Source organism: Pedobacter sp. SYP-B3415 (genome assembly GCF_004138205.1).
GTDB lineage: Bacteria > Bacteroidota > Bacteroidia > Sphingobacteriales > Sphingobacteriaceae > Pedobacter.
In genome coordinates this window covers 133938-156366 of record NZ_RXNQ01000037.1, presented here as the reverse complement: position 1 = coordinate 156366, position 22429 = coordinate 133938, and the positions used below count along the sequence as shown (strand labels likewise).

General features: G+C 50.1%; 20 protein-coding genes. 19 read left to right on the top strand and 1 reads right to left on the bottom strand.

The annotated features are described in order from the left end of the window. The first annotated feature begins 20 nt into the window (after positions 1 to 20). The 12 genes from EJV45_RS19030 to EJV45_RS18975 all read left to right on the top strand — a co-directional run bounded on the left by EJV45_RS19030 (position 21) and on the right by EJV45_RS18975 (position 13021). Entirely contained in the window at positions 21 to 965 is a 945-nt protein-coding gene (locus tag EJV45_RS19030) for a nitronate monooxygenase family protein (RefSeq protein ID WP_129718272.1), read from the top strand. Between the two features lie 36 nt (positions 966 to 1001). Further along, positions 1002 to 1286 carry an acylphosphatase gene (locus EJV45_RS19025; RefSeq protein ID WP_129718271.1) on the top strand — a complete coding sequence of 95 codons (285 nt, stop codon included), beginning with the start codon at positions 1002 to 1004 and terminating at the stop codon, positions 1284 to 1286. A gap of 16 nt (positions 1287 to 1302) precedes the next feature. Continuing rightward, complete coding sequence (locus tag EJV45_RS19020) at positions 1303 to 2814, top strand: lipopolysaccharide biosynthesis protein (protein ID WP_205942433.1); 1512 nt, start codon at positions 1303 to 1305, stop codon at positions 2812 to 2814. A 5-nt stretch (positions 2815 to 2819) separates the two neighbouring features. Next, complete coding sequence (gene dut / locus EJV45_RS19015) at positions 2820 to 3251, top strand: dUTP diphosphatase (RefSeq protein WP_129718270.1); 432 nt, start codon at positions 2820 to 2822, stop codon at positions 3249 to 3251. Next, on the top strand, positions 3202 to 4737 hold the full coding sequence (locus EJV45_RS19010) for a tetratricopeptide repeat protein (RefSeq protein WP_165305109.1): 1536 nt from the start codon (positions 3202 to 3204) through the stop codon (positions 4735 to 4737). The genes dut and EJV45_RS19010 overlap by 50 nt, the downstream gene beginning before the upstream one ends. Continuing rightward, positions 4709 to 5485 (top strand): DUF4292 domain-containing protein, encoded by a 777-nt coding sequence (locus EJV45_RS19005; RefSeq protein WP_129718268.1) that lies wholly within the window; start codon positions 4709 to 4711, stop codon positions 5483 to 5485. Before EJV45_RS19010 ends, EJV45_RS19005 begins: the two co-directional genes overlap by 29 nt. 19 nt (positions 5486 to 5504) lie before the next feature. Next, complete coding sequence (locus tag EJV45_RS19000) at positions 5505 to 6764, top strand: murein hydrolase activator EnvC (protein ID WP_129718267.1); 1260 nt, start codon at positions 5505 to 5507, stop codon at positions 6762 to 6764. A gap of 25 nt (positions 6765 to 6789) precedes the next feature. Then, positions 6790 to 7176 carry a twin-arginine translocase TatA/TatE family subunit gene (locus tag EJV45_RS18995; protein WP_240755352.1) on the top strand — a complete coding sequence of 129 codons (387 nt, stop codon included), beginning with the start codon at positions 6790 to 6792 and terminating at the stop codon, positions 7174 to 7176. 28 nt (positions 7177 to 7204) lie between these two features. Further along, positions 7205 to 7417: a twin-arginine translocase TatA/TatE family subunit gene (locus EJV45_RS18990; protein WP_129718266.1), complete on the top strand. Its 213-nt coding sequence runs from the start codon at positions 7205 to 7207 to the stop codon at positions 7415 to 7417. A gap of 24 nt (positions 7418 to 7441) precedes the next feature. After that, the gene (gene gatA, locus EJV45_RS18985) at positions 7442 to 8872 is read left to right on the top strand and encodes an Asp-tRNA(Asn)/Glu-tRNA(Gln) amidotransferase subunit GatA (protein ID WP_129718264.1); all 1431 of its coding nucleotides are present in this window, start codon (positions 7442 to 7444) and stop codon (positions 8870 to 8872) included. Between the two features lie 47 nt (positions 8873 to 8919). Next, positions 8920 to 10347: a lytic transglycosylase domain-containing protein gene (locus tag EJV45_RS18980; protein WP_129718261.1), complete on the top strand. Its 1428-nt coding sequence runs from the start codon at positions 8920 to 8922 to the stop codon at positions 10345 to 10347. 148 nt (positions 10348 to 10495) lie between these two features. After that, a complete protein-coding gene (locus tag EJV45_RS18975) occupies positions 10496 to 13021 on the top strand; it encodes a phosphocholine-specific phospholipase C (protein ID WP_129718259.1) in 2526 nt (841 codons plus the stop codon). A 9-nt stretch (positions 13022 to 13030) separates the two neighbouring features. Here EJV45_RS18975 and EJV45_RS18970 read toward each other — a convergent pair whose 3' ends face one another. Next, on the bottom strand, positions 13031 to 13768 hold the full coding sequence (locus EJV45_RS18970; RefSeq protein ID WP_240755351.1) for a DeoR/GlpR family DNA-binding transcription regulator: 738 nt from the start codon (positions 13766 to 13768) through the stop codon (positions 13031 to 13033). A gap of 267 nt (positions 13769 to 14035) precedes the next feature. Between EJV45_RS18970 and EJV45_RS18965 the strand changes: the two genes are divergently transcribed. From EJV45_RS18965 to EJV45_RS18935, 7 genes are all read left to right on the top strand, one after another. Next, positions 14036 to 15253 carry a metallophosphoesterase family protein gene (locus EJV45_RS18965; RefSeq protein WP_129718255.1) on the top strand — a complete coding sequence of 406 codons (1218 nt, stop codon included), beginning with the start codon at positions 14036 to 14038 and terminating at the stop codon, positions 15251 to 15253. 10 nt (positions 15254 to 15263) lie between these two features. After that, complete coding sequence (locus EJV45_RS18960; RefSeq protein WP_205942432.1) at positions 15264 to 16367, top strand: SGNH/GDSL hydrolase family protein; 1104 nt, start codon at positions 15264 to 15266, stop codon at positions 16365 to 16367. A 262-nt stretch (positions 16368 to 16629) separates the two neighbouring features. Beyond that, positions 16630 to 17928 (top strand): MFS transporter, encoded by a 1299-nt coding sequence (locus EJV45_RS18955; RefSeq protein ID WP_129718253.1) that lies wholly within the window; start codon positions 16630 to 16632, stop codon positions 17926 to 17928. Between the two features lie 7 nt (positions 17929 to 17935). Then, positions 17936 to 18904, top strand: coding sequence for a 2-hydroxyacid dehydrogenase (locus EJV45_RS18950; protein ID WP_129718251.1), 969 nt, complete (start codon positions 17936 to 17938; stop codon positions 18902 to 18904). 6 nt (positions 18905 to 18910) lie between these two features. Next, positions 18911 to 20386 carry an FGGY-family carbohydrate kinase gene (locus EJV45_RS18945; protein WP_129718249.1) on the top strand — a complete coding sequence of 492 codons (1476 nt, stop codon included), beginning with the start codon at positions 18911 to 18913 and terminating at the stop codon, positions 20384 to 20386. Beyond that, a complete protein-coding gene (locus tag EJV45_RS18940; RefSeq protein ID WP_129718247.1) occupies positions 20383 to 21834 on the top strand; it encodes an FGGY-family carbohydrate kinase in 1452 nt (483 codons plus the stop codon). Before EJV45_RS18945 ends, EJV45_RS18940 begins: the two co-directional genes overlap by 4 nt. Then, positions 21827 to 22429, top strand: a complete 603-nt coding sequence (locus EJV45_RS18935) for a histidine phosphatase family protein (RefSeq protein WP_129718245.1) — start codon at positions 21827 to 21829, stop codon at positions 22427 to 22429. Before EJV45_RS18940 ends, EJV45_RS18935 begins: the two co-directional genes overlap by 8 nt.

The window sequence follows — 22429 nt, the reverse complement described above, 5'->3', positions numbered from 1 at the left end:
TCTTAATACATCTTCAAGATATGAATGCAATTACAAAACTCTTTGGCATCAGGTATCCCATTGTCCAGGCAGGCATGGTCTGGTGCAGCGGCTGGAAGCTTGCAGCCGCTGTTTCTGAAGCCGGCGGATTGGGTTTGATCGGGGCCGGATCGATGTACCCTGAGGTGCTTCGTACGCATATCCGCAAGTGCCGGGAGGCGACAAATCAACCCTTTGGTGTAAATGTCCCCTTGTTATACCCCGATATAGCCGGGCTTATGAAAGTCATTGTGGATGAAGGCGTCAGGATTGTGTTTACATCAGCAGGAAATCCGGCTACCTGGACGGGGGTGTTGAAAGAGCAGGGCCTAACGGTTGTTCATGTCGTGTCAAACAGCAAATTTGCTGTTAAGGCTGAGCATGCCGGTGTGGATGCGGTTGTAGCCGAAGGATTCGAGGCGGGTGGACATAACGGCCGGGAGGAAACCACAACGATGTGCCTGATCCCCATAGTCAGCGCAGCGGTAAACATACCGGTAATTGCAGCGGGCGGGATTGCTTCGGGCAAAGCCATGCTTGCTGCCCTTGCTTTGGGCGCAGGCGGCGTTCAGGTGGGCTCGGCTTTTGCCGTGGCGGCCGAATCTTCTGCCCATGAGGCCTTCAAGCAAAAGATCGTGGAAGCAGCCGAAGGTGACACACGCCTGAGCATGAAAAAGCTGGTCCCCGTGCGGCTCCTGCAGAATGACTTTGCCGCTGCCGTCAACGATGCGGAAGCCCGCGGCGCCGGCCGCGAAGAACTGGTTGAATTACTGGGAAAAGCCCGGGCAAAACGCGGTATGTTTGAGGGCGATATTGAAGAAGGCGAACTCGAGATCGGGCAGGTTGCGGCCTCCCTGCATGAAATCAAGCCTGCTGCGCAGATTGTCCGGGATATCTGGTCAGGCTTTCTGGAGGCCAGGCGCCGGCTTTGTGTCCTTAGCCAATAGTCCATGGTCCGACAGAAATCCCTAACTTTGCATTTCATGAAACATCTTAACATCGTAGTACGCGGAAAGGTACAGGGCGTATTTTTCAGGGCATCGACAAAAGCGGTTGCAGATCAGATGGGTATCAAGGGCTTTGTTAAAAATGAAAAAGACGGCTCGGTATACATCGAGGCAGAGGGCGATGACCTGATGCTTGATGCATTTACGGACTGGTGCCGCGAAGGACCGGAAAGATCGGAGGTAACCGATGTTGAAATTACAGACGGCGCGCTGCGTAACTTCAGAAATTTTGAAGTAGTGAAAAAGAATCTTTTATGGTAAAACTTCGCGCCTGAACATGTCTGTATATAAAAAATTTGCCGGACAAACGATCATCTATGGCGTCAGCACGGTTTTTTCACGGGTTCTCAACTTCTTCCTGACGCCTGTTTATACCAGCGTGTACCCGACCAGCATATACGGCATTTTTACCAACATGTACAGCTGGGCAGCACTGATCAATGCCGTATTGTCTTTTGGTATGGAGACAACATTTTTCCGGTACCTGAACAAATATGAAGACCGCAAACAGGAAGTGTACAATAATGCTTTCTGGACAGTCAGTTTCCTGGCGTTGCTGTTTTTTGCCACCGGGATGATCTTTTCATCAGACATCGCTGCATCGCTCGCCGACGGCGGCGTTGCTGCCACCGGGAACTACCGGCACTATATCCGATATTTCCTCTGGATTTTGCTGGTTGATGCGATCTGCGTCATTCCATTTGCCAAACTCCGCGCCGACGGACGGCCGCTTAAGTACGGAACTATTAAATTTCTGAACATCGGGAGCTTTATTGGCCTGAACCTGGTTTTTTTATTCCTGATTCCGGCTGTGATCCGCAATGACTGGCCCTTGTCAGACTGGCTTTCGTCCTGGTACCGTTCACAGTGGATCGGTTATGTATTTATAGCCAACCTGGCAGCCAGCCTGCTTACCATGATCATGCTGTTACCTGAGTTCAGGAGGATCCAGCTGCGTTTCGAGCCGCGGCTTTTTGCTGATATGTTGTCATACAGCTGGCCGATCCTGGTTGCCAATATATCGTTCGTTATTAATGAAAACCTGGATAAAATCGTGCTCAAGGAACTGGTCCCGGGCAATGGGAGGGGTTTTCAGGATACCGGGATTTACGGTGCGAGTGCCAAGATTGCAGTCTTTCTGAGTATTTTTATCCAGGCCTTTCGCCTTGGCGCCGAACCTTTCTTTTTTAGTCACGCGAAAGAAAAAAATGCGCGCGAAACCTATGCAACCATTCTGCAGTACTTTGTGGTGGTCGTGGCTTTTATCTTCGTTGCACTGGTAGCAAATATCGAAATCCTGAAATATTTTATACGGGGCAAGGACGCCGCACAACAGGCGCTATACTGGTCCGGACTTAAAGTTGTGCCGGTACTGCTGTTTGGTTATGTCTGCCTGGGCATTTATATGAACCTTTCAATCTGGTACCGGTTGTCAGATCAGACGCGCTTTGGTCTTTACATCTCCGGTTTTGGAGCTGTGCTGACCATCATTCTCAACATCATCCTTATACCGCGGTTCAGTTATGTCGGTGCTGCATGGGTATCGCTGCTTGCTTACCTGAGCATGATGGTGTTGTCTTACCTGCTGGGACAGAAACATTACCCTATTCCGTATCCGCTACTGCGTATGCTGGGCTATCTTTTGTTATCTGTTGTGATGGTTTACGCATCTTTTTATATTTTTAACAGAAACATTTACATCGGTAACCTGCTGCTCGTGGTATTCGCTGCGGTGGTCTGGTTTTTTGAGGGCGCAAAATTGAGATCAATGCTGCGTACGAAACAATAATCGTTATGAAAATCAAAGTCATCAATCATTCGGCGCACGAGCTGCCGAAATATGAAACTGCCCATGCCGCCGGCCTCGACCTTCGCGCCAATATCGAAACGCCGATCACAATTGGTCCGTTACAGCGGGTACTTGTTCCTACAGGGCTGCACATCGAACTGCCGGTAGGTTACGAAGCACAGATCAGGCCCCGCAGCGGATTGGCGTATAAACATGGTATCAGTATCGTAAATGCGCCTGGTACTATCGATGCCGACTACCGCGGCGAGATCAAGGTACTGCTTGTAAATCTTTCTGATACCGATTTCACGATCAATAATGGCGAACGGATCGCTCAGATGGTTGTTGCACGGCACGAAACTATTCAGTGGGAACCCGTAGCCGAGCTTGAAGAGACAGCCCGCGGGGCAGGGGGATACGGACATACCGGAAAATAACATACGCCGCCTTATCATTTTTCTTTCATGTCTGGCTGCGGGTGCGCAAGCGCAGATGCCGGTTACCCTGACAGACAGCAACAGCCTGAAGCAGGTTTATTTTGCAGGTCTGAGAAAAAAAATGATTGAGAACCTTCCTGAAGCCGCGAAAGATTTTACACGAATCACTGTTGCCGCTCCAAACCATCACGCGGCCTGGTATGAACTTGCCGGTATTGCGTTTAAGCAAAATAAACTTGAAGAGGCGGAGACTGCGGTGCGCAAGGCCTGCGAACTCCAGCCTGCAAATGAATGGTACTGGATTTTGCTTGCTGAAATTTACAAACGCAAGGGCGATATGGCTGCGCTTGCACCCGTATTTGAGAAATTGATTGCACTTCAGCCAGAGAAAGACGGGTACTACTTTGATCATGCCAACGCTCTTTTTCTCGGCGGAAAAAGCAGCGACGCGCTGAAAGCCTATGACCAGCTCGAGGCCCGATTTGGGAATTCGGAATCTCTTCAGCAGGCCAGGCAACGGATCAGCATGCACGACCGGCCGGCACCAAGTGACAGTGAACTGAAAGAGCTGATGACGAAATCAGGCGGCGATGCCAACAACTACCTTTACCTGAGTGGTATGCTTATGCAAAAAGGTAAGTCGGGTGCCGCCCTCAAGCTTTTGCAGCAGGCCCGGACACTTGATCCCGGCAATTACGAGATTGACCTGGCCATGGCCGATGCCTACCGCCTGGAAAAGGACGAGAAGGCATCCGAAGCTGCTCTCGCAAGAGCTTTCGGGCATGAGCAAATGCCGGTCGATGCCAAGCTGAAAACGCTTGCCGTCATGATCGGCTCTGCAAACAGTACCGAAAGGAAGATTCAGGTGGCCCGCTGGGCAGGCGTGGCAGCAGACCTCCATTTTCAGGAGCCCAGGTTACAAATGCTGTATGCCGATATCTTAGCGCGCACCGACCGGTACGCCGAAGCCGAAGTGCATTACAAGGCAGCACTTCAACTATCTGAAAACATGTACGCTGCCTGGGAACAGCTGGCTCAGGTACAACTGAGGCAGGAGAAGTATGCCGAAGCCATAAAAACTGCAGACAATGCATTGCTGCTTTACCCAAACCAGGGCAGCATGTACCTGCTCCTGGCGCGTGCGCAGGCCGGTGCGGGCAACGCCGCCGAAGCCCGTAAACTGCTTGAAACTGCAGAGCGTATGGCCCAGGGCAACCCCGAACTTACTGCAGACTGCCTTGCACTCAGTGCCGGTCTGCTCTTTTCAGAAAAAAACTATAAAGAAGCACGCAGACAAATCGAACTGGCGTTAAAAAACAATACCCCTAACACCCCTGTTTACCTCGAACAGTTTGGAGATATCCTGTTTATGCTCGGAGACAGGGCCGATGCGCTGATACAATGGGAAAAAGCACGGTCTGCAGGTAATGACACCAGTTTGTTAAAACGGAAGATAGATGAAAAAAAATATATTGGCAGGCCTTAGCCTTGTGCTGGTACTGCTTGGCGCAGGATGTAAAACAAGAAAAGCGGCGGTAACGCCGACCCCGGCGACCGAAGTGCCGGCTAAAACAAGCCATACGGTTGTAGACAAGATCAGCAAAACACAGGTTAACTTCAATACGCTCTCGCTAAGGGGAAAAGCGGCTATAGATATCGGCGGTAACGCGAACAATGCAGGGATCCAGATTCGTGTCGAGAACAATAAGCGCATCTGGGCCAGCGTAACCGCGGTTGGTTTCGAAGTTGCGCGTGCGCTGATCACGCCAGACAGTATCCAGGTTATAAACCGCCTGCAAAGCACTTATCTTAAAAAACCATTCAGCTTTGTACAGGGATTTGCCACAAAACAGGTAGACTTTCAAACGCTTCAGGATGTGCTTACGGGAAATGCCATCGGACAACTGCTGCAAAGCCAGCCTTCGGTTACATCGCAGGATGGAAAAACTGTTCTGAGCGGAAAAAATCAGGCGCTCGATTACAAGATGTTCTTCAATGAGCTGTTCAAACTCACAGAAACAAACCTGAACGATGCTTCGGCCGGCCGCGCGCTGAAGGTGACCTATGCAGCGCACCAGGAGCTTGCCGGCGGACTCTTTCCGGGCCAGGTAAATATCAACTCGATGGCCGGTGCAAAACGGGTTGCCATCGATCTTACCTTTACAAAAATTGAAGGTAACATTCCCCTTGATTTTCCCTTTACGGTACCCAAAAGGTATGAGGTAATCAACTAATTTTTATACTTTTGGCTTAATGAAGCTACACACAATTCTTTTAATTCTGTTCTTTACAGCAACAGCAGGCCTCGCGTACGGGCAAAGCAGTGCTGAATTGAAAAGGCAGAAAGAAGCCATTCAGCGTGAAATACAGCTTTTACAAAAAAACCTGGATAAAGCCGCCAGAAACAAACAGGCTACCCGTCAGCAGATCAATGCACTGAATGCGCAGATCCGGCTGCGGCAGGAAAAGATCGGAGTGATCAATTCTGAGATTAAAAATCTTGATAATCAAATCTCCGAGAACACAAATACCGTACATAACCTGCAGGGTCAGCTCGGAGAGCTGAAAAAGGACTATGCCGCTATGATCCGCTTTGCGCAGCGCAACCGGAATGCATATGATAAGATGATGTTTGTCTTTGCCGCTGCAGACTTTAATCAAGCCTATAAGCGTATCAAATATCTGCAGCAGTTTGGTCAATACCGTAAAAAGCAGGCCGATTATATTCAGGGTACGCAAAAACAGCTGAACGGGAAGATCGCTGAGCTTGACCGTACCAGGAGAGAAAAAAGCACACTGCTTCAGGACCAGGAACGTGAGCGTGAGAAACTTGGCAAAAACAAGAGCGAGCAGAGTACGGTACTGAATGATTACAGCAAGCAGGAAAGGCGCTTCCGTCAGGATATTGCCCAGCAGAAAAAAAAGCAGGCGGCTATAGACCGCTCGTTGCGTGCGGCAATTGCCCGCGAGATTGAAAAGGCAAAGCGTGAAGCTGAGGAACGTGAGCGCCGCGAGGCAGCGGCAGCTAAAGCGGCAAACAAACCTGCACCCGTTGCGTCGTCAAAAACAAAATCGACCAGCGATTATCTCAAGGCTACGCCTGAAGCAGCCCGGCTATCAGCAAACTTTGAGAACAACCGCGGAAGTCTTCCTTCGCCGGTTGCCGTCGGAACGATCACGGAACGTTTTGGCCGGCATATGGTTGACAAGGCAAGTATTGATAATGATGGGGTAACCTTTACAACCGGCGAAGGAGCCGCAGTGCGGGCGGTGTTCCAGGGCCAGGTATCGAATGTGGTCAATAACATGGGCCGTTATTTTGTACTGATCAAACACGGTGAATACTTTACCATTTACAGTAACCTTGCATCGGTAAGCGTTTCGCGGGGAGATAAAGTGGAAACAAAACAAACCATCGGGACGGTAGGCAGCTCGGATGGTTCAGGCGAACTTCAGTTCCAGATCAGGCGTGTAACCGTACCGCTAAATCCGGAAGCCTGGCTGGCCAGGTAAGCAGCCCGTTAAAAAATGCTTATATTTGTATAAAGATAGACTTGTGATGTATCCAGGAACAATAGCAGAATTTTTAAATATGGGCGGGGGCGAGATTACCCTCATCCTGGTCGTGGTACTTTTGTTATTTGGCGGTAAAAAATTGCCGGAATTGGCAAGAGGACTTGGAAAAGGTATTCGTGACTTCAAAGACGCTTCTGAAGGAGTTAAACGTGAGATTCACCGCAATATCAACGCAATGGATATTGACGACGAAGATAAGACCGAACCCGCTGCACACAGCCGCCGGCTTCACCCTGAAGAGGGCGAGGAGCACCCGGCTTCAGACTATGCGGCGGATCCGGCAAACCACAATCCTGTTGCAGGAACCGAACCTGTTGGAAAGAAAGAGCCGCAGGAAGATAAAATCTAATCGAATAAAGAATTTAAATCAAAATAGTATGTTACATTCAACATTGGCAGCTGGCGTTTTCGGAATGGGTGGAGGAGAGCTGATCGTAATCGCCCTTGTACTTTTGTTGCTGTTTGGCGGCAAAAAAATCCCTGAACTGATGAAAGGTCTGGGTAAAGGCGTAAAAGAATTTAAAGACGGCAAAGACGGACTTGAGAAAGAACCTGCTGAACAAGGCAAGGAAAGCAAGACCACTGTCTAGAGTTTACTGACCAGAATTATCGGATTGGAAAAATATACTTCTCTGTCGGAGATTCAGGGACTTATTGCGCAAGGCGCAACCACCCTGCCTGATCTGCTTGAGCATTATTTTCTCCGCATCAAGGAATATGAACACCTCAATGCTTTCAATGAGGTGTTTTTTTTGTCTGCCCGCGAACAGGCATCGGCCGTTCAGGCCAAAATGTCTGCAGGCCGAGCCGGGAAACTGGCAGGCATGGTGATTGGTATCAAAGACAATATCTGTTATAAAAACCATAAGGTTACGGCTTCTTCACGGATGCTTGAAAACTTTGTGTCGCCGTACTCGGCAACCGTTGTTGAACGGCTGCTTGCTGAAGATGCTGTGATTATCGGGCGCCTGAACTGCGATGAATTTGCTATGGGGGGCTCGAACGAAACCTCCTTCTTCGGGCCGGTAAGAAACGCTGCCGACGAAGACCGGGTAGCGGGCGGATCTTCAGGCGGTTCGGCGGTAGCTGTTCAGGCCGGTTTATGTCTTGCTGCACTCGGCACAGACACGGGCGGCTCAGTGAGACAACCGGCAGCATTCTGCGGCAATATCGGGCTTAAACCAACATATGGACGTATTTCGCGGTATGGCGTTATTGCATACGCATCGTCTTTCGACCAGGTTGGCACGATCACCTCGTCAGTTGATGATGCAGCGCTGCTGCTCGAGGTACTCGCCGGCGCCGATGCGTACGATAGCACCGTGTCCGCGTTACCCGCTGGTCCTTACCGGCAGATCCGGGAACCGGAAACAAAACGGCGAATTGCCGTCCTGAAAGAAACTATTGAGAGCGAGGCGCTCGATCCCGAGATACGTCAGGCCATCAGCAATTCGATCGAATTATTGAAAAATGCAGGCCATACGATCGACTATGTTTCGTTTGATCTTCTTGATTATCTTGTTCCAACGTATTATATCCTTACCACAGCTGAAAGCTCTTCTAACCTCTCCAGGTATGATGGTGTACATTATGGTTACCGCAATACCGAAGCGACCAGCCTGAATGAACTGTACAAACGCTCAAGGGCAGAAGGCTTCGGGGAAGAGGTTAAAAAACGCATCATGCTCGGAACCTTTGTGCTGAGTGCCGGCTATTATGATGCTTACTATCAGAAAGCCCAGCAGGTTCGACGGCTGATCAGGGAAAAAATTGACCTGGTGCTTTCAGCATATGATTTCATTTTATGCCCCGTAACGCCTACACCGGCGTTCAGGATCGGGGAAAACATCAAAGATCCGCTGGTCATGTACATGGAAGATATTTTCACCGTACTCGCCTCACTGGCAGGCACGCCTGCAATCGCACTACCGCTCGGCAATAATTCGGATAATTTGCCGTTAAGTGTTCAGTTTATAGCCAAACATTTTGACGAGGGAGGCCTTTTGTCTTTCTCCCGGCATTTTTTAGAGATTACAAAACAGTAACTGATTTTTTGACATCGTGGCATCAGCTGCATCAAAACAACCTGCTCATGCAAAAAAAATTACTTTTAAGTTTCTTCTCAGCCCTCTTTCTGACCGGCTTTTCAGGTGTGATTCCAAGTTATGCGCAGCAGTTTCTCAGAAAGGACTCTATTAAACCGGTAAGCGGCCTTACACCCTCTGTTTTCCTCCCTTCTAATGCCGATACCACTGCGGTGCCTGAGGTTGCCGAGACCCCGTTCGCCTTCGGATCGAACTATATCTACAAATTACGGCTCGATTCCATTCAAAAACTTATACCGCTTACGTATAACGAATACGTTCAGAAGTATATCGACATTTACAGCCAGCGAAAAGACATGATGGGACGCATGCTGGGGCTTTCAGAGTATTACTTCCCGATCTTTGAGCGTGCGCTTAAAGACATGAACATGCCTAACGAGCTGAAATACCTGCCCATCATTGAATCGTCTATGAATCCGCATGCCGTATCGCGCGTAGGTGCAACAGGTCTCTGGCAGTTTATGTTTGCTACAGCCAAAGCTTACGGCCTTGGCATTGATACCTATATTGACGAGCGGAAAGATCCGATCAGCGCAAGTTATGCGGCAGCCGCCTATTTCAGAGATTCTTATGAGGAACTGGGCGACTGGCTGCTGGCAATTGCGGCTTATAACTGCGGAAAAGGGAATGTAGACCGGGCCATCCGTCGTGCTGGCTCACGCGATTTCTGGGAGATCAGGCCGTTTCTGCCGCGCGAAACAAGAAATTATGTGCCGGCTTTTATTGCTGCCGTCTATGTAATGAACTATGCGCCGAAACACCAGATCAGCGCGCATAAGAACCCGATGCAATACAAGACGGATACCATGCTTGTCAACCGAATGGTATCACTCACTGCGCTGGCAAGGGCCATGGATTTTGACGAGGATGCGTTGTGGGCCCTAAACCCCTCATATCGTAAGAAACTGGTTAATGGCTCAGCCGACAATCCGAAACGTATCATTCTTCCTAAATTGGCGCAATACAATTATGCAAAAGTTTACGATGCTATAAACGCAGATGAATCTGTCTTAAAGCCGCAGATCAGGCTTGTTCGTAATGAACCGGTTATCAGAGCAGCGAGGGTATCTGAACCACAGGGCGAGCTGCAGCTTCATAAGGTAAAGTCCGGGCAAAACCTGGGGATCATTGCAGAACAATATGGCGTAGAGGTGCAGGATCTGAAAGCCTGGAATCACCTGCCGGGTAACACCATCGTACCGGCACAGACGCTAAAGATCTATGCTGCAAAGAAGGTTTCGAAACAGCAGACACCCGCCCCACGGTTCGTAACCTATAAAGTCAAGACCGGCGATACATTGTCCGGCATAGCCGAGAAATTTGAAGGCATTACCGTTTATGAGATCAAAAAAGCCAATGGTCTGAAAAAAAGTGCGCTTCAGCCCGGTATGGTTCTGAAAATTCAAAAAGGATAAGCCCTGTTTCAAATATTAAATAAATCGAAAGCTGAAATTGCTAAATTATTAAGGTAATGTAACAATATAGCTGGCGATCGAAATAATAACAAAGCCGTCGGGTGCTGATTGTCAGGAAAAGTCTAAACTTGTTTCAAATTGAGACAGCATGGACAGCCGCAGAGCATTCATCAAAAAATCCGTTTTACTTTCAGGTGCCGCAGGGCTTGGCAGCGTGGTACCCGGTTCGATACAACGTGCGCTGGCCATTGATCCTGCGGCGGGCAGCACCTACCTGGACGCAGAACATGTGGTTATCCTCATGCAGGAAAACCGATCTTTTGATCACTGCTTCGGGACCCTTCAGGGTGTGCGCGGTTTTAACGATCCCAGGGCAATAACACTGCCCGATCACAAACCCGTCTGGCTTCAGACCAGTGCCCTGGGTCAGACCTTCGCGCCTTTTCGCTTAAACATTAAGGATACGAAAGCAACGTGGATGGGCGACCTGCCCCATTCGCGGGCCAGCCAGGTAGACGCCTATAACGGCGGTAAACACGACAAGTGGCTCCCCGCCAAAGTGCCTTCAAATAAAAAATATGCGGAGATGCCTTTAACGCTTGGTTATTACACGCGGGAAGATCTTCCTTTCAATTACGCCATGGCGGATGCTTTTACGGTTTGCGACCAAAACTTTTGTTCTGCAATGACCAGCACCACGCCAAACCGGTCGTTTTTCTGGACCGGAAAAATCACTCATCCTGAAGCAGGGTTGCCAAAAGCACATATCCGCAATGATAACTATAGTCATGCTGGTCTGAAATGGCAAACCTTTCCCGAGCTGCTTGAGGAAAATGAAATTTCATGGAGCTTTTACCAGAATGAAATCAGCTGCGGCGGCGGCTTTGCAGGCGAAGAGCGTTCCTGGCTGGCCAATTTTGGTTGTAATCTGCTCGAGTTTTTTGCTGCATATAACGTCAAATTCGCGCCGAAATATCTCCAGAGTTTAAAGAAACAGGTAGAGACGCTGCCGGGTGAAATCGCTAACCTCGAAGCACGCAGTCCTTCAAGTGAGGAGGCGGCGCGTAAGATACGAACCGATCTCAGGAAGAAACAGCAGGTGCTCGATCATGCACAGGCTGAGCTGGGAAAATGGGGACAGGAAAATTACGAAAAGTTATCAGCCAGGGAGAAACAACTTTTTCAACGGGCATTTGTAACCAATAAGGCTGATCCAGCCTACCGCAGTATCAGTAAACTTACTTATCAGAGCGGCGGCGAAAAGCGTGAAGTAACCGTGCCTAAGGGTGATCTCCTCTACCAGTTTCGTAAGGATGTTAACGAGGGTAAACTCCCGACAGTGTCCTGGCTGGCGGGCCCGCAGAACGTCTCCGATCATCCAAGTGCACCCTGGTACGGAGCATGGTGGGTATCTGAAATATTAGACATCCTGACTAAAAACCCCGAAGTATGGAAAAAAACCATCTTCATCGTTACCTATGATGAAAACGACGGATACTATGATCATGTACCGCCGTATTCCATTCCTGATGCAAACAAGCCCGGTAGCGGAAAGGTGTCGGCAGGCATTGATACAGAAATTGAACATGTACGTCTTGAAAACGAGATCAAACAGGGCGTGCCCAAAAAACAGGCGCGTGAAGCACCGATTGGTCTCGGCTTCAGGGTGCCCATGCTTATCGCCTCGCCATGGAGCCGCGGCGGACGTGTCTGCTCGCAGTTATTTGACCATACATCGACGCTGCAGTTCTTGGAAACGTTTGTCAATAAAAAGTTCAACAAGAATATCCATATAGATAACATCAGTCAGTGGCGCAGAACGATTGCAGGAGATCTGACTTCGGCATTTGTTCCGTTCGACGCGAAAAAAGACCAGGTTGCTTTCCTTGAGCGGGATGCTTACGTGGAACGCATTCACGACGCAAAGTTTAAAACAGAACCCGCAGGTTTCAGGCAGCTTAGTGCAGAAGACATCAAAAAGATCAGTGCAGATCCGCTTTCATCAGCACTTGTTGCCGTTCAGGAAAAAGGTGTGCGGAAGTCGGCAGCATTGCCCTATCAGTTATATGCCGATGCGGAGCATAAAGGGAATGCCATTGTACTGACCTTTGAAGCCGGAAACGAAGTGTTTGGTTCAGGTGCTGCAGGTGCTCCCTTTAGTGTCTACTCGCCGGTCACCTTTAAAGAAAACGGCACAACGGAAGCCTTCCGGAACTGGTCTTTTGCAGTCCGGGCCGGCGACAGCCTGCAATACGAATGGCCACTGTCGGGTTTTGAGCAGGACTATCACCTGCGGGTGAATGCACCGAATGGATTTTTTCGCGAATTCAGGGGCAATGCCGGTGATCCGCAGGTTGATCTGAGCTGCGAATATGAAAAAGATAAAAGAACAGGAAAGCTAACGGGCAACGTGATCATTAAGGCTCGGAACAAGGAAAACAGGCCCGTTGCCTTGCAGGTTCGGGATTCGGTTTATCTGAAGAAAACGTTCCCCCTTAACCTTGCAGGTAGGGGCAGCGGACAGTTAGTACTCTCACTCAGCAAAAGCTTCGGTTGGTACGACTTTCATATATCCGCAGACAGCAACCCATCCTGGCTCAGGCATTACGCAGGACGGGTAGAGACCGGGAAGGAGAGTTTTTCTGATCCGAATATGGGACGCGCGGTGTTGTAACGCCCGCTCTTAGGCAACAATGACTTTGATGCCTTTTTCCTCAAGAAACTGGATAGTTTTATTGGGAGCCTTGCTGTCGGTAATGACATATTCAACCTGGTCAAAGGTACAGATGCGGCCAAGGCCCCGTTTGTTGAACTTCGAGCTGTCGGCCAGAATGACAACAGACTGGGAGGTTTCAATCATTTTTTGGTTCAGCGCAGCTTCAGCCAGGTTGGTAATGGAAAAGCCAAACTCCGGATCGATACCATCAACGCCGAGGAACACGAAGCGTGACGAGATTTCCGCAAGCACGCGCTCGGCATGAATGCCGGCCACCGACGATGAATTCGGACGTATAAGTCCGCCAAGCTGGAGCACTTCGACATTTGGCCTGGTACTCAGCTCGAGACCTACGCGGAGCGCCGGTGTAATAACCGTTAACTGATGTGCCGGGTGCAGGCAGCGCGCCAGCTCGAACATGGTTGTGCCTGAACCGATAATGATGGAATCATTTGAGCCGATGAGACCGGTAGCTGCGGCGGCGATCTTTTTCTTGTCTTCGGTGTTGATGAACTCTTTTTCGTTAATTGTTCGCTCGCTGGCGTAGGGATTGGTATTCGACCCGCCACCGCGCGTACGGAAGAGCAGGTTTTTATCTTCAAGCAGTTTAAGATCTTTCCGGATAGTAACCCCTGAAACCTTTAGCTGAGCGCTCAGTTCATTGATGTCTACACGGCCGTTTTCCTGAAGGATCTGTAAGATCATTCTATGCCTGTCTGTAATGTTCATGTGGATGCAGAGAATTTGGTTCTTATCGCAAAGCTAATAGAAAGATTTAAAAAACAAGCAGGGCAATATTTCTTAACATTCTGCTGATTTAACTTCAACCTGAAAAAAAGACTTCTAGAGTAAAGATCCGGTGGTATTTGCAGGAGAAACAGCTATTTAGAACAAATTTGTTAACATCAATTTTATATAATGGTATCCGTTTTAGCGGTACTTTGAAACGCAATTTGTACACAACACTTTCAAATGAAACCAGATAACCTGAATAGAAGAAACTTTCTTCAATGGACGGCATTAACCGGGGGAGCCCTCGGGCTCGGTCTGTCGCCGGTAGAAACAATTGCCGCTGCGGCCGGGCAAAATATTGAAACAAAAGGCCATGTCTTTTTAACAAAACCTTATCTCCAGGCTCCGGAGCCGGACGGCATGACGATTATGTGGCTTACCGGCAGACAATCCCAGAGCTGGGTCGAGTACCAGGCCGTTGGCGGGCAAAAGCTGCGTGCAGAGAGCAGTGTGAATGGCATGTTCCAGATCAATCCCCGCATACAGCGCATCAGGCTCAATGGTCTCAAACCGGGTACCGCTTACAGTTATACCGTGTTTTCTAAAGAGATTGTGGATTTTCAGCCGTATAAGATTACGTTTGGCGAAACGATTCAGTCCGGCCCTTACAGCTTTACAACACCGCCGGATGATAAAGAAAATGTTTCCTTTCTTATTCTGAATGATATACATGACCGTCCGGCTTCATACAGCCAGCTGATCGGATTAAACAAGGCCGAGCCCTATGATTTTGTTTTCCTGAACGGAGATATGTTTGACTACCAGACTGATGAGCAACAACTCATTGATCATATGATTGCACCCTGTACGGCAAGTTTTGCCAGCCTGAAACCTTTTATGTTTATTCGCGGCAACCACGAAACGCGCGGAAAATTTTCGCCGAATATCGGTCAGTATTTTGAGAACCCGGGCGGTCGCGCCTATTTTTCTTTTGATCGCGGCCCGGTACATTTCATCTGCCTGGACACCGGCGAAGACAAAGCTGATGACACACCTGTGTACGCCGGGCTGGCAGACTATGACCGTTTTCGGGAAGAACAGGCGGCCTGGCTTGCGCAGCATATGCAAAGCAAGGCCTATCGGAAAGCAAGGTTTAAAGTGGTTCTGATGCATATTCCGCACTACTACTCGGGCGACTGGCATGGTGCCATGCACTGCCGGCAGCTGTTTGGTCCGCTGTTTAATAAACATAAGATCGATATGCTGATCAGCGGCCATACGCACAGGTATGGTATTCATGAACCCCAGGAAGGGCATAACTTCCCTATCGTCATCGGCGGGGGGCCGCAGGCAGGCAAAAGAACCCTGATCCGGTTTAGGGCTAACCCGAGCAAATTGTCTGTAGAAATGATTCGCGACGACGGTCAGGCTGTCGGGACCTATTCAATAAACCGTTAATGTTGTCCAAATGAAAAGATCAATACTTCTGCTGCTGTTGCTGTTCTGCGCAGCACAGCTTGTTACCGCTCAAAGTATGCAGATACAGGCCATTCAGTACCGGCCCGCTGCCTCTTTGTATGTGGAAGGGAAATTTATGAAGACCAAAAAGCCCTATCAGCGCATTGATACGGCCAGTTATCCGGAACTTCCTTCTGCCGTCAAAAATCTGCTCACCACATCTGCGGGGATTGTTATCAGTTTCAAAACCAATAGTGACCTGGTTGCGGCGCGCTGGTGTGTAACTAAAAAAAAGACCGGTGTAAACATGACGGCTATTGCTTATAAAGGTCTCGACCTGTATATCAGGAGCGCCGGAAAGTGGCAGTATGCGGGTGCGGCTGGCCCTACGGGCGATTGCAGTGAAGCCGTACTGGCGCGAAATCTTGGTCATACAGAAAAAGAATGCCTGTTGTACCTGCCTCTGTACGATGAAGCTCTATCGCTCGAAGTCGGCGTTTTGCCGGGTGCGCTGCTTGAACCGCTTGGCAGTCAGTTTCGGAATCGCGTGCTGATCTACGGTTCAAGTATCGTTCATGGCGCATCAGCCAGCAGACCAGGTATGGCCTATCCGGCACGTCTGAGCCGGATGACGGGCATCAATTTTTTCAATATGGGGCTGAGTGGCAGCGCCAAAATGGAAAAAGCGGCGGCTGACCTGGTGGCCTCGATCCCGGCTGATGCCTATATCCTCGACTGCATACCCAACCCCTCGCCTGAACAAATCCGTGAGCGCAGCGCCTACCTGATCAGCACCCTCCGCACACGACAGCCCGGCAAACCCATTATCGTAATGCAAAGCATTATCAGGGAAAAAGGTTACCTGGATAAGGAGGCCGGCGCCCGGGTAACCGCTCAGAACAACGAGATAAGCAGGCAGGTAGACAGCCTGTTGCGTTCCGGTATAAAAGATCTTTATTTTATTAAAGCCGATGGCCTGCTGGGCGCCGATCATGAAGCTACGGTAGATGGGACGCATCCTACTGATCTGGGCTTCGACCGGATGTTAAGTATTCTGAGACCGCGAATTATGAAAATTTTGAGAAAATACCCCGCATTCAGGCAGGAAAAATAGTGTGCAAGTATTGACGAGCCCGTCCTTATGACCGTTTTCTGAGCTTATTAGTTGAAGCATGACTGCAGGCCGTGCTGGGAATAAGACCTGACTGGTTGTTTTTTTAGTAGCGTTTGTCATAGCCCCGAATGCATCCATTTTAAAGTGATTTGCTCTCAAATCGAGCACGACTAACTTATAAATTATTTCAAAAACTTAAATTCTGTTATATTTTGTTTATTATTGCTTTTCGTATTTATAACCAAATATAAACAAACTGAACATGCACGCTGTAAAAGCCGGCAGCACATCGGTCTTTGACCGGGCTGGTATTCCGAAAAATCTGGCTTGGGGTTACCTGGGCATTCTTATCTTCATGATGGGCGATGGTGTTGAACAGGGTTGGTTAAGTCCCTACCTGATAGACAGGGGGATGTCGATCCAGCAGAGCGCCTCTTTGTTTACGGTATATGGTGTAACCATTGCGATATCATCCTGGTTTTCGGGCGTGCTTGCAGAAGGTTTTGGACCAAAGAGGACCATGTTCATGGGTCTGATTCTTTACATTCTTGGAACAGTTGGGTTTGTAGCATATGGGATGCCCGATCTGAAGTTCAGTATCATGCTGGTTACGTACGCCATTCGTGGGTTCGGTTATCCGCTGTTTGCCTATTCGTTCCTGGTATGGATCACCTACCGGAGTCCGCAGCGTAAGCTGGGTACCGCAGTAGGGTGGTTTTGGTTTGTTTTTACCGGCGGACTTAACGTGTTTGGTGCTTACTATTCCAGCTGGGCCATACAAAATCTTGGTTATCTGAACACGTTATGGAGCTCGATCTTCTGGGTTGCTGTAGGTGCTTTTTTTGCACTGGTATTAAACAAAGACAAATTTGTGCCGGGTAGCGGGAGCAGCAAGGCAGAGGAGCTGGCTAAGGGTCTGACCATCATCCGCGAAGAGCCAAAGGTATTACTGGGCGGCATTGTAAGGATTATCAACACGACAGCACAATTTGCTTTTCCGGTGTTTCTGCCCACCTATATGGCTGCACACGGTTTCCCGACAACTGAATGGCTGCAGATCTGGGGCACAATCTTCACGGCAAATATCGCTTTTAACCTGATTTTTGGTTTCGTGGGCGACCGGCTTGGCTGGCGCAACACGGTAATGTGGTTTGGAGGTGTAGGGTGTGGCCTGACGACCCTGCTTTTTTACTATTCGCCCGATTTCTCAGGCGGCAGTTTCTGGATTGTGATGTTTTGTGGCGTGCTGTGGGGGGCTTTGCTTGCCGGCTATGTTCCACTATCAGCACTGGTTCCTTCGCTGGTGAAGAAAGACAAGGGTGCAGCGATGGCTATCCTGAACCTGGGTGCCGGTCTGGCCGTGTTTGCAGGTCCGGCAATTGTCGGCATTTTTATCGGTTCGGCAGGCAATGAAGGTGTAGTATGGATCCTGGCGGGACTTTATTTTGTCAGTGCCCTGCTTACACGCTTTATCCACCTGCCTGATGGCGCACGTACAGCAGTTACCGGCGAAACGCAGCTTCAGACGAGCCGCAGTTTAATAAATGATTCAAGTTTATAGCAGATACATGAGAATACTGATCACCGCGCCCTACAACCAGCAGGGGCAGAACGAACTGGGAAAATTCGCAGACATTATTTACAGGTCATGGAAACCGCAGGGAAGGGCATATAACGAGGAAGAATTGATTACACTGCTGCACGATACAGCTGCCGATGCCCTGATTACGGAACACGACGAGGTAACGGCAGAGGTTATTGAGCGCTTTCCTCAGCTGCGTTTTATCGGCGTTTGCCGCGGAACGCCTTCAAACGTCTCAATTGACACTGCGGCCCGCCTCGGTATACCGGTGTTCCATACACCCGCACGAAACGCTCAGGCTGTTGCAGAACTTTTTGTAGCAAATGTTATTACCCTGCTGCGAAAGACCATTTCTGCAAGGCAGTGGCTTGCAGAGGGGCGCTGGGATGAAGGTGCGCATACTTCTTACCTGGAATTTAAAGGCAATGAACTGGCCGGGAGATCTGTGGGCCTGGTGGGTTTCGGTGCCATCGGACGGCGTATTGCCAAAATGCTGGAGAATTTTCCGTGTAAAATTCATTTTTATGATCCATATGTAAGTGAATACGATCCGGCTTACGAGCGGATGGAGCTTGACGAACTGTTTCGTGAAAGCGACATCGTATCCATTCATCTGCCCGTAACTCCGGATACCCTGAACATGATTGACGGACGTCTCGTTTCCTTGATGAAAAGCGATGCAATTTTCGTCAACACGGCACGTGCTTCGGTAGTCAGGCGCGAAGCCCTGCTTGAGGCACTGGAGGGTGGCAGGATCCGCGGTGCCATACTTGATGTTTTTGATCACGAGCCACCTGATGAGACCGATTACCGGCTTATCCGCCATCCCCATGTACTGGCTACACCGCATACTGCCGGGGCGACCGATGAAGTCGAAGATCATCATGTAACGATCATGAATGCGCAGGTGCTTAAATACCTGGCCGAAAATGCCGAACACTTACAGCTCAAATAGAACGACATGACCGAACAACCAGCCTACCTGATTATCGATATCGGCACCGGAAACGTCAGGGTAGCCGTTGCAGCACCTGATGGAAACCTGTTTGCCGTAGAACGTGCGGACGTGATCTACCATAAAGATGAGCTTTACCCTGATGCACTTTTTTTTGAGCCTGCTGTGCTCTGGCAGCAAATCCTGCAGCTGGCACAAAAGGCTGTTGCGGCCTGCAAATATGTCGAAATCCGCGCTGTAACTGCATCTTCACAGCGGGAAGGCATTGTATTGCTTGGTAATGGAGGCGAACTGCTGACCGGCCTGCCGAATCACGACCACCGCGGCCGTGAATGGGAAGACCGCATTACCGGGAAAGACCGTATTTACGAATTAACGGGTCGATACCCATCTTCACTTTTCTCTGCAATGAAATTGACGGGCATTCGGGAGCGCAGGCCCGATCTGTATGCGCGGTGCAGGGAGGTGCTGAGCATCAGCGACTGGGCGCAATACATGTTATGCGGCATAGCCGGCTACGAGCATGCGCAGGCATCAGAAACACAACTGTATGATATAGAACAAATGGCCTGGTCAGATGAATTATGCGCTGCATTCGGCATTTCGACAGATCTACTGCCGCCGCTGCATCAGTCGGGCACTGTTCAGGCAACTATACTGCCGGCGGTGGCTTCGACCATAGGCATCCCTGAGTCGGCGGTTGTTGTGGTAGGCGGTGCAGACACACAGCTTGCTATTCAAAGTACCATGCCTGGCAGCGGCGATATCGTCATCGTGTCAGGAACCACTACGCCTATAGTACGCATAACAGCGCATTATGTCATTGATGCACACCAGCGGACATGGTCGGGAAGGCATACTGAAGCCGGCAGATTTGTCTTTGAGGCAAACGCGGGCGTAACGGGGCTGAACTACCAGCGGCTAAAGGAAATATTTTATCCAAATGAAGGTTATGAGGTGATTGAAGCGGAGCTGGCCAGAACAGGTCAGGTCCGATGCGTTGCGTCACTGGGCTCGTTGATTGCAGAAGAACATTCTCCCCTGCCGAAAGGCGGTTTTCTTTTTAATACACCTGTGAGTCATGAATTAACGCGGGCCGACTTTGTCAGGGCTACCCTTTGGGATATAGCCTGCTCTATCAGACAGAATTTCGATTGTCTGCTTGATGTGGCTCCTTACGGGCTGGATTACGTCTGGGCCTGCGGCGGCGGATTTCAAAGCCCTTTGCTGCGACAGTTTATTGCCGACCTGACCGGTAAAACGGTGCGCATCAGGAAGGGTTACCGGCAGGCCTCGGTAGCGGGCGGCGTAATCAGCTGTAACCTTGCGCTCGGCGTACCAGGAAACCAGATGAATGAAACAGAAGAAATACACCCGCAGGATACAGCAGATTGTGCAACCTGGTACCGGCAGTGGAAAGCGGCACGCGAGGACCTGAAAAGGCTCTATGTTCAACCGGCCGGAAAGACGCAGGCCATATGACCAATCCATATTTCATCGGGATAGATATCGGCACGCAGGGTGTCCGGCTGCTGGCGGTTGATGCTGCCGGCGTGACACTCGGCGCAGCGGAAGAGGCTTTTGCCCTGGATGACGAGCACAGGCGCGAGCAGGATCCGCTGATCTGGTGGTCAGCTTGCACACGCCTGATGGGTGGCCTGCTGCAGGAACTCGACCGTTCAGGACTTTCGGGCATTTCGGTTACATCAACTTCAGGTACGGTCATTCCGCTGGACGAAGCAGGAACGCCGCTGCATGCTGCTTTGATGTACAGCGACCCCCGTCCCGTCGAAGAAGCGGCCCAATGCCGGGAATTTTCGGAAGCATCCGGCGAAGAAAGTTTTGTGGTGTTTAATGCATCCTGCGGTCTGCCGAAAATGTGCTGGTTCATGAATACTCATCCTGAGAAGGCGAAGCATATCCGCTATTGGGCGCACGCCGCGGATTTTATAACCGGAAGGCTAACCGGTTTGTACGGGATATCTGACTACACCAATGTACTGAAGTCAGGTTACGATGTAGCGAACATGCACTGGCCCGCCTGGATAAGTCGGGATTTGTTTATAAACAAAGACTGCTTGCCGCATGTCGTTGCTCCCGGAACCGTGGTAGGAATGTTAACCGATCAGCTTTCCCGGCAGTTTGGTTTGCAGCAGCAGGTGCCGGTAGCAGCGGGGATGACAGACGGCTGTGCTTCGCAGGTAGCCTCGGGAGCGGTACAGCCGGGACAATGGAATACCACCATCGGGACAACGCTGGTGATAAAGGGGATTACCCGCCAGCCGGTTAAAGATGAGAAGGGGCGGCTGTACGCTCACCGCCACCCTGAAGGTTACTGGATGCCTGGCGGAGCAGCAAACATCGGGGCCGACTGGGTAGGCAGTGCCTTTGCAGGTGCAGATCTGAACCGGCTTACTGAGGCGGCGGCCCGGCTGGTGCCAACACGGCAATATGCGTACCCGTTAATCCAGCAAGGGGAACGTTTCCCGTTCATTTCGCCACAGGCACGGGGTTTTGCCCCTGAAGGCCTTGATGCCGAAATGCTTTTCGCTGCAAATATGGAAGGCCTGGCTTATGTTGAACGGTATGCACTTGAACTCGCGGCGATGTTATCCGGCGAAACCGTGACAGCTGTGTATTCTGCAGGAGGCGGCAGTAAAAATCCGGTTTGGTTGCAGATCAGAAGTAATGTGCTTAATTTGCCGGTGCATAAAATGAAAAATGTAAGCGGAGCCCTGGGTGCGGCCATCCTTGCTGCTTCAAAAACCCACTTCCGCACCTTAACCGAGGCCGCCGGTGCCATGACAGCTATTGAAAACACAACTTTCCCTCAGCCCGGACCTGCTGCCGTTTACGAAGAATCTTACCACACATTCATAGGTCTGCTCCGCGAAAAGGGTTACCTGCAAAATAACATAACACATGCTTGAAGTTTACCTGCTTAGACACGGAGAGACGGCATATAACGCCGATGGCAACCGGTATTGTGGCCGGACAGATATTGCGCTTACAGAAAAGGGCATAAATCAGGCCCATGGGGTGCATACGCAACTTGCCGGTTTACATTTCGATGCCGTTTTCTCTTCGCCCCTGCAACGTGCTTACCAGACCGCGCAGATCGCATCAGGCTTACCTGAAGGGGTGCAAAAAGATTCAAGGCTGATTGAGGCGGATTTTGGCCGGTGGGAAGGGAAGACGAAAGAGGAATTTATCCCCGAGAGCCCTGAACTTTGGGCCGACTGGTGCACAAATCCTGAACATACCCGCGCCGGCGGCACGGGTGAAACAGCTTTGCAGGTTGTGACGCGTTTGGACGATTTCTTTAATGAGCTGACTAAACGCTTCGCCCGGGGCCGTGTCATGGTCGTGGCACACAACGGTGTAAACCGCCTTTTTATGGCCTATAAACTTGAAATGCCGCTTAAAAACTACAGGAGGATTGTTCAGGAGAACTCTTCCATTACCCTGCTTGACTTTGATGAACAGGGCGATATGACATTAAAAAAGCTGAACAGCAAGATATGA

What these genes read in the sequence shown, in the direction of transcription:
- EJV45_RS19030 (WP_129718272.1), top strand. Translation starts at nt 21, where the DNA reads ATGAATGCAATTACAAAACTCTTTGGCATCAGGTATCCCATTGTCCAG.
- EJV45_RS19025 (WP_129718271.1), top strand. Translation starts at nt 1,002, where the DNA reads ATGAAACATCTTAACATCGTAGTACGCGGAAAGGTACAGGGCGTATTT.
- EJV45_RS19020 (WP_205942433.1), top strand. Translation starts at nt 1,303, where the DNA reads ATGTCTGTATATAAAAAATTTGCCGGACAAACGATCATCTATGGCGTC.
- dut (WP_129718270.1), top strand. Translation starts at nt 2,820, where the DNA reads ATGAAAATCAAAGTCATCAATCATTCGGCGCACGAGCTGCCGAAATAT.
- EJV45_RS19005 (WP_129718268.1), top strand. Translation starts at nt 4,709, where the DNA reads ATGAAAAAAAATATATTGGCAGGCCTTAGCCTTGTGCTGGTACTGCTT.
- EJV45_RS19000 (WP_129718267.1), top strand. Translation starts at nt 5,505, where the DNA reads ATGAAGCTACACACAATTCTTTTAATTCTGTTCTTTACAGCAACAGCA.
- EJV45_RS18990 (WP_129718266.1), top strand. Translation starts at nt 7,205, where the DNA reads ATGTTACATTCAACATTGGCAGCTGGCGTTTTCGGAATGGGTGGAGGA.
- EJV45_RS18980 (WP_129718261.1), top strand. Translation starts at nt 8,920, where the DNA reads ATGCAAAAAAAATTACTTTTAAGTTTCTTCTCAGCCCTCTTTCTGACC.
- EJV45_RS18975 (WP_129718259.1), top strand. Translation starts at nt 10,496, where the DNA reads ATGGACAGCCGCAGAGCATTCATCAAAAAATCCGTTTTACTTTCAGGT.
- EJV45_RS18970 (WP_240755351.1), bottom strand. Translation starts at nt 13,768, where the DNA reads ATGATCTTACAGATCCTTCAGGAAAACGGCCGTGTAGACATCAATGAA.
- EJV45_RS18965 (WP_129718255.1), top strand. Translation starts at nt 14,036, where the DNA reads ATGAAACCAGATAACCTGAATAGAAGAAACTTTCTTCAATGGACGGCA.
- EJV45_RS18960 (WP_205942432.1), top strand. Translation starts at nt 15,264, where the DNA reads ATGAAAAGATCAATACTTCTGCTGCTGTTGCTGTTCTGCGCAGCACAG.
- EJV45_RS18955 (WP_129718253.1), top strand. Translation starts at nt 16,630, where the DNA reads ATGCACGCTGTAAAAGCCGGCAGCACATCGGTCTTTGACCGGGCTGGT.
- EJV45_RS18950 (WP_129718251.1), top strand. Translation starts at nt 17,936, where the DNA reads ATGAGAATACTGATCACCGCGCCCTACAACCAGCAGGGGCAGAACGAA.
- EJV45_RS18945 (WP_129718249.1), top strand. Translation starts at nt 18,911, where the DNA reads ATGACCGAACAACCAGCCTACCTGATTATCGATATCGGCACCGGAAAC.
- EJV45_RS18940 (WP_129718247.1), top strand. Translation starts at nt 20,383, where the DNA reads ATGACCAATCCATATTTCATCGGGATAGATATCGGCACGCAGGGTGTC.
- EJV45_RS18935 (WP_129718245.1), top strand. Translation starts at nt 21,827, where the DNA reads ATGCTTGAAGTTTACCTGCTTAGACACGGAGAGACGGCATATAACGCC.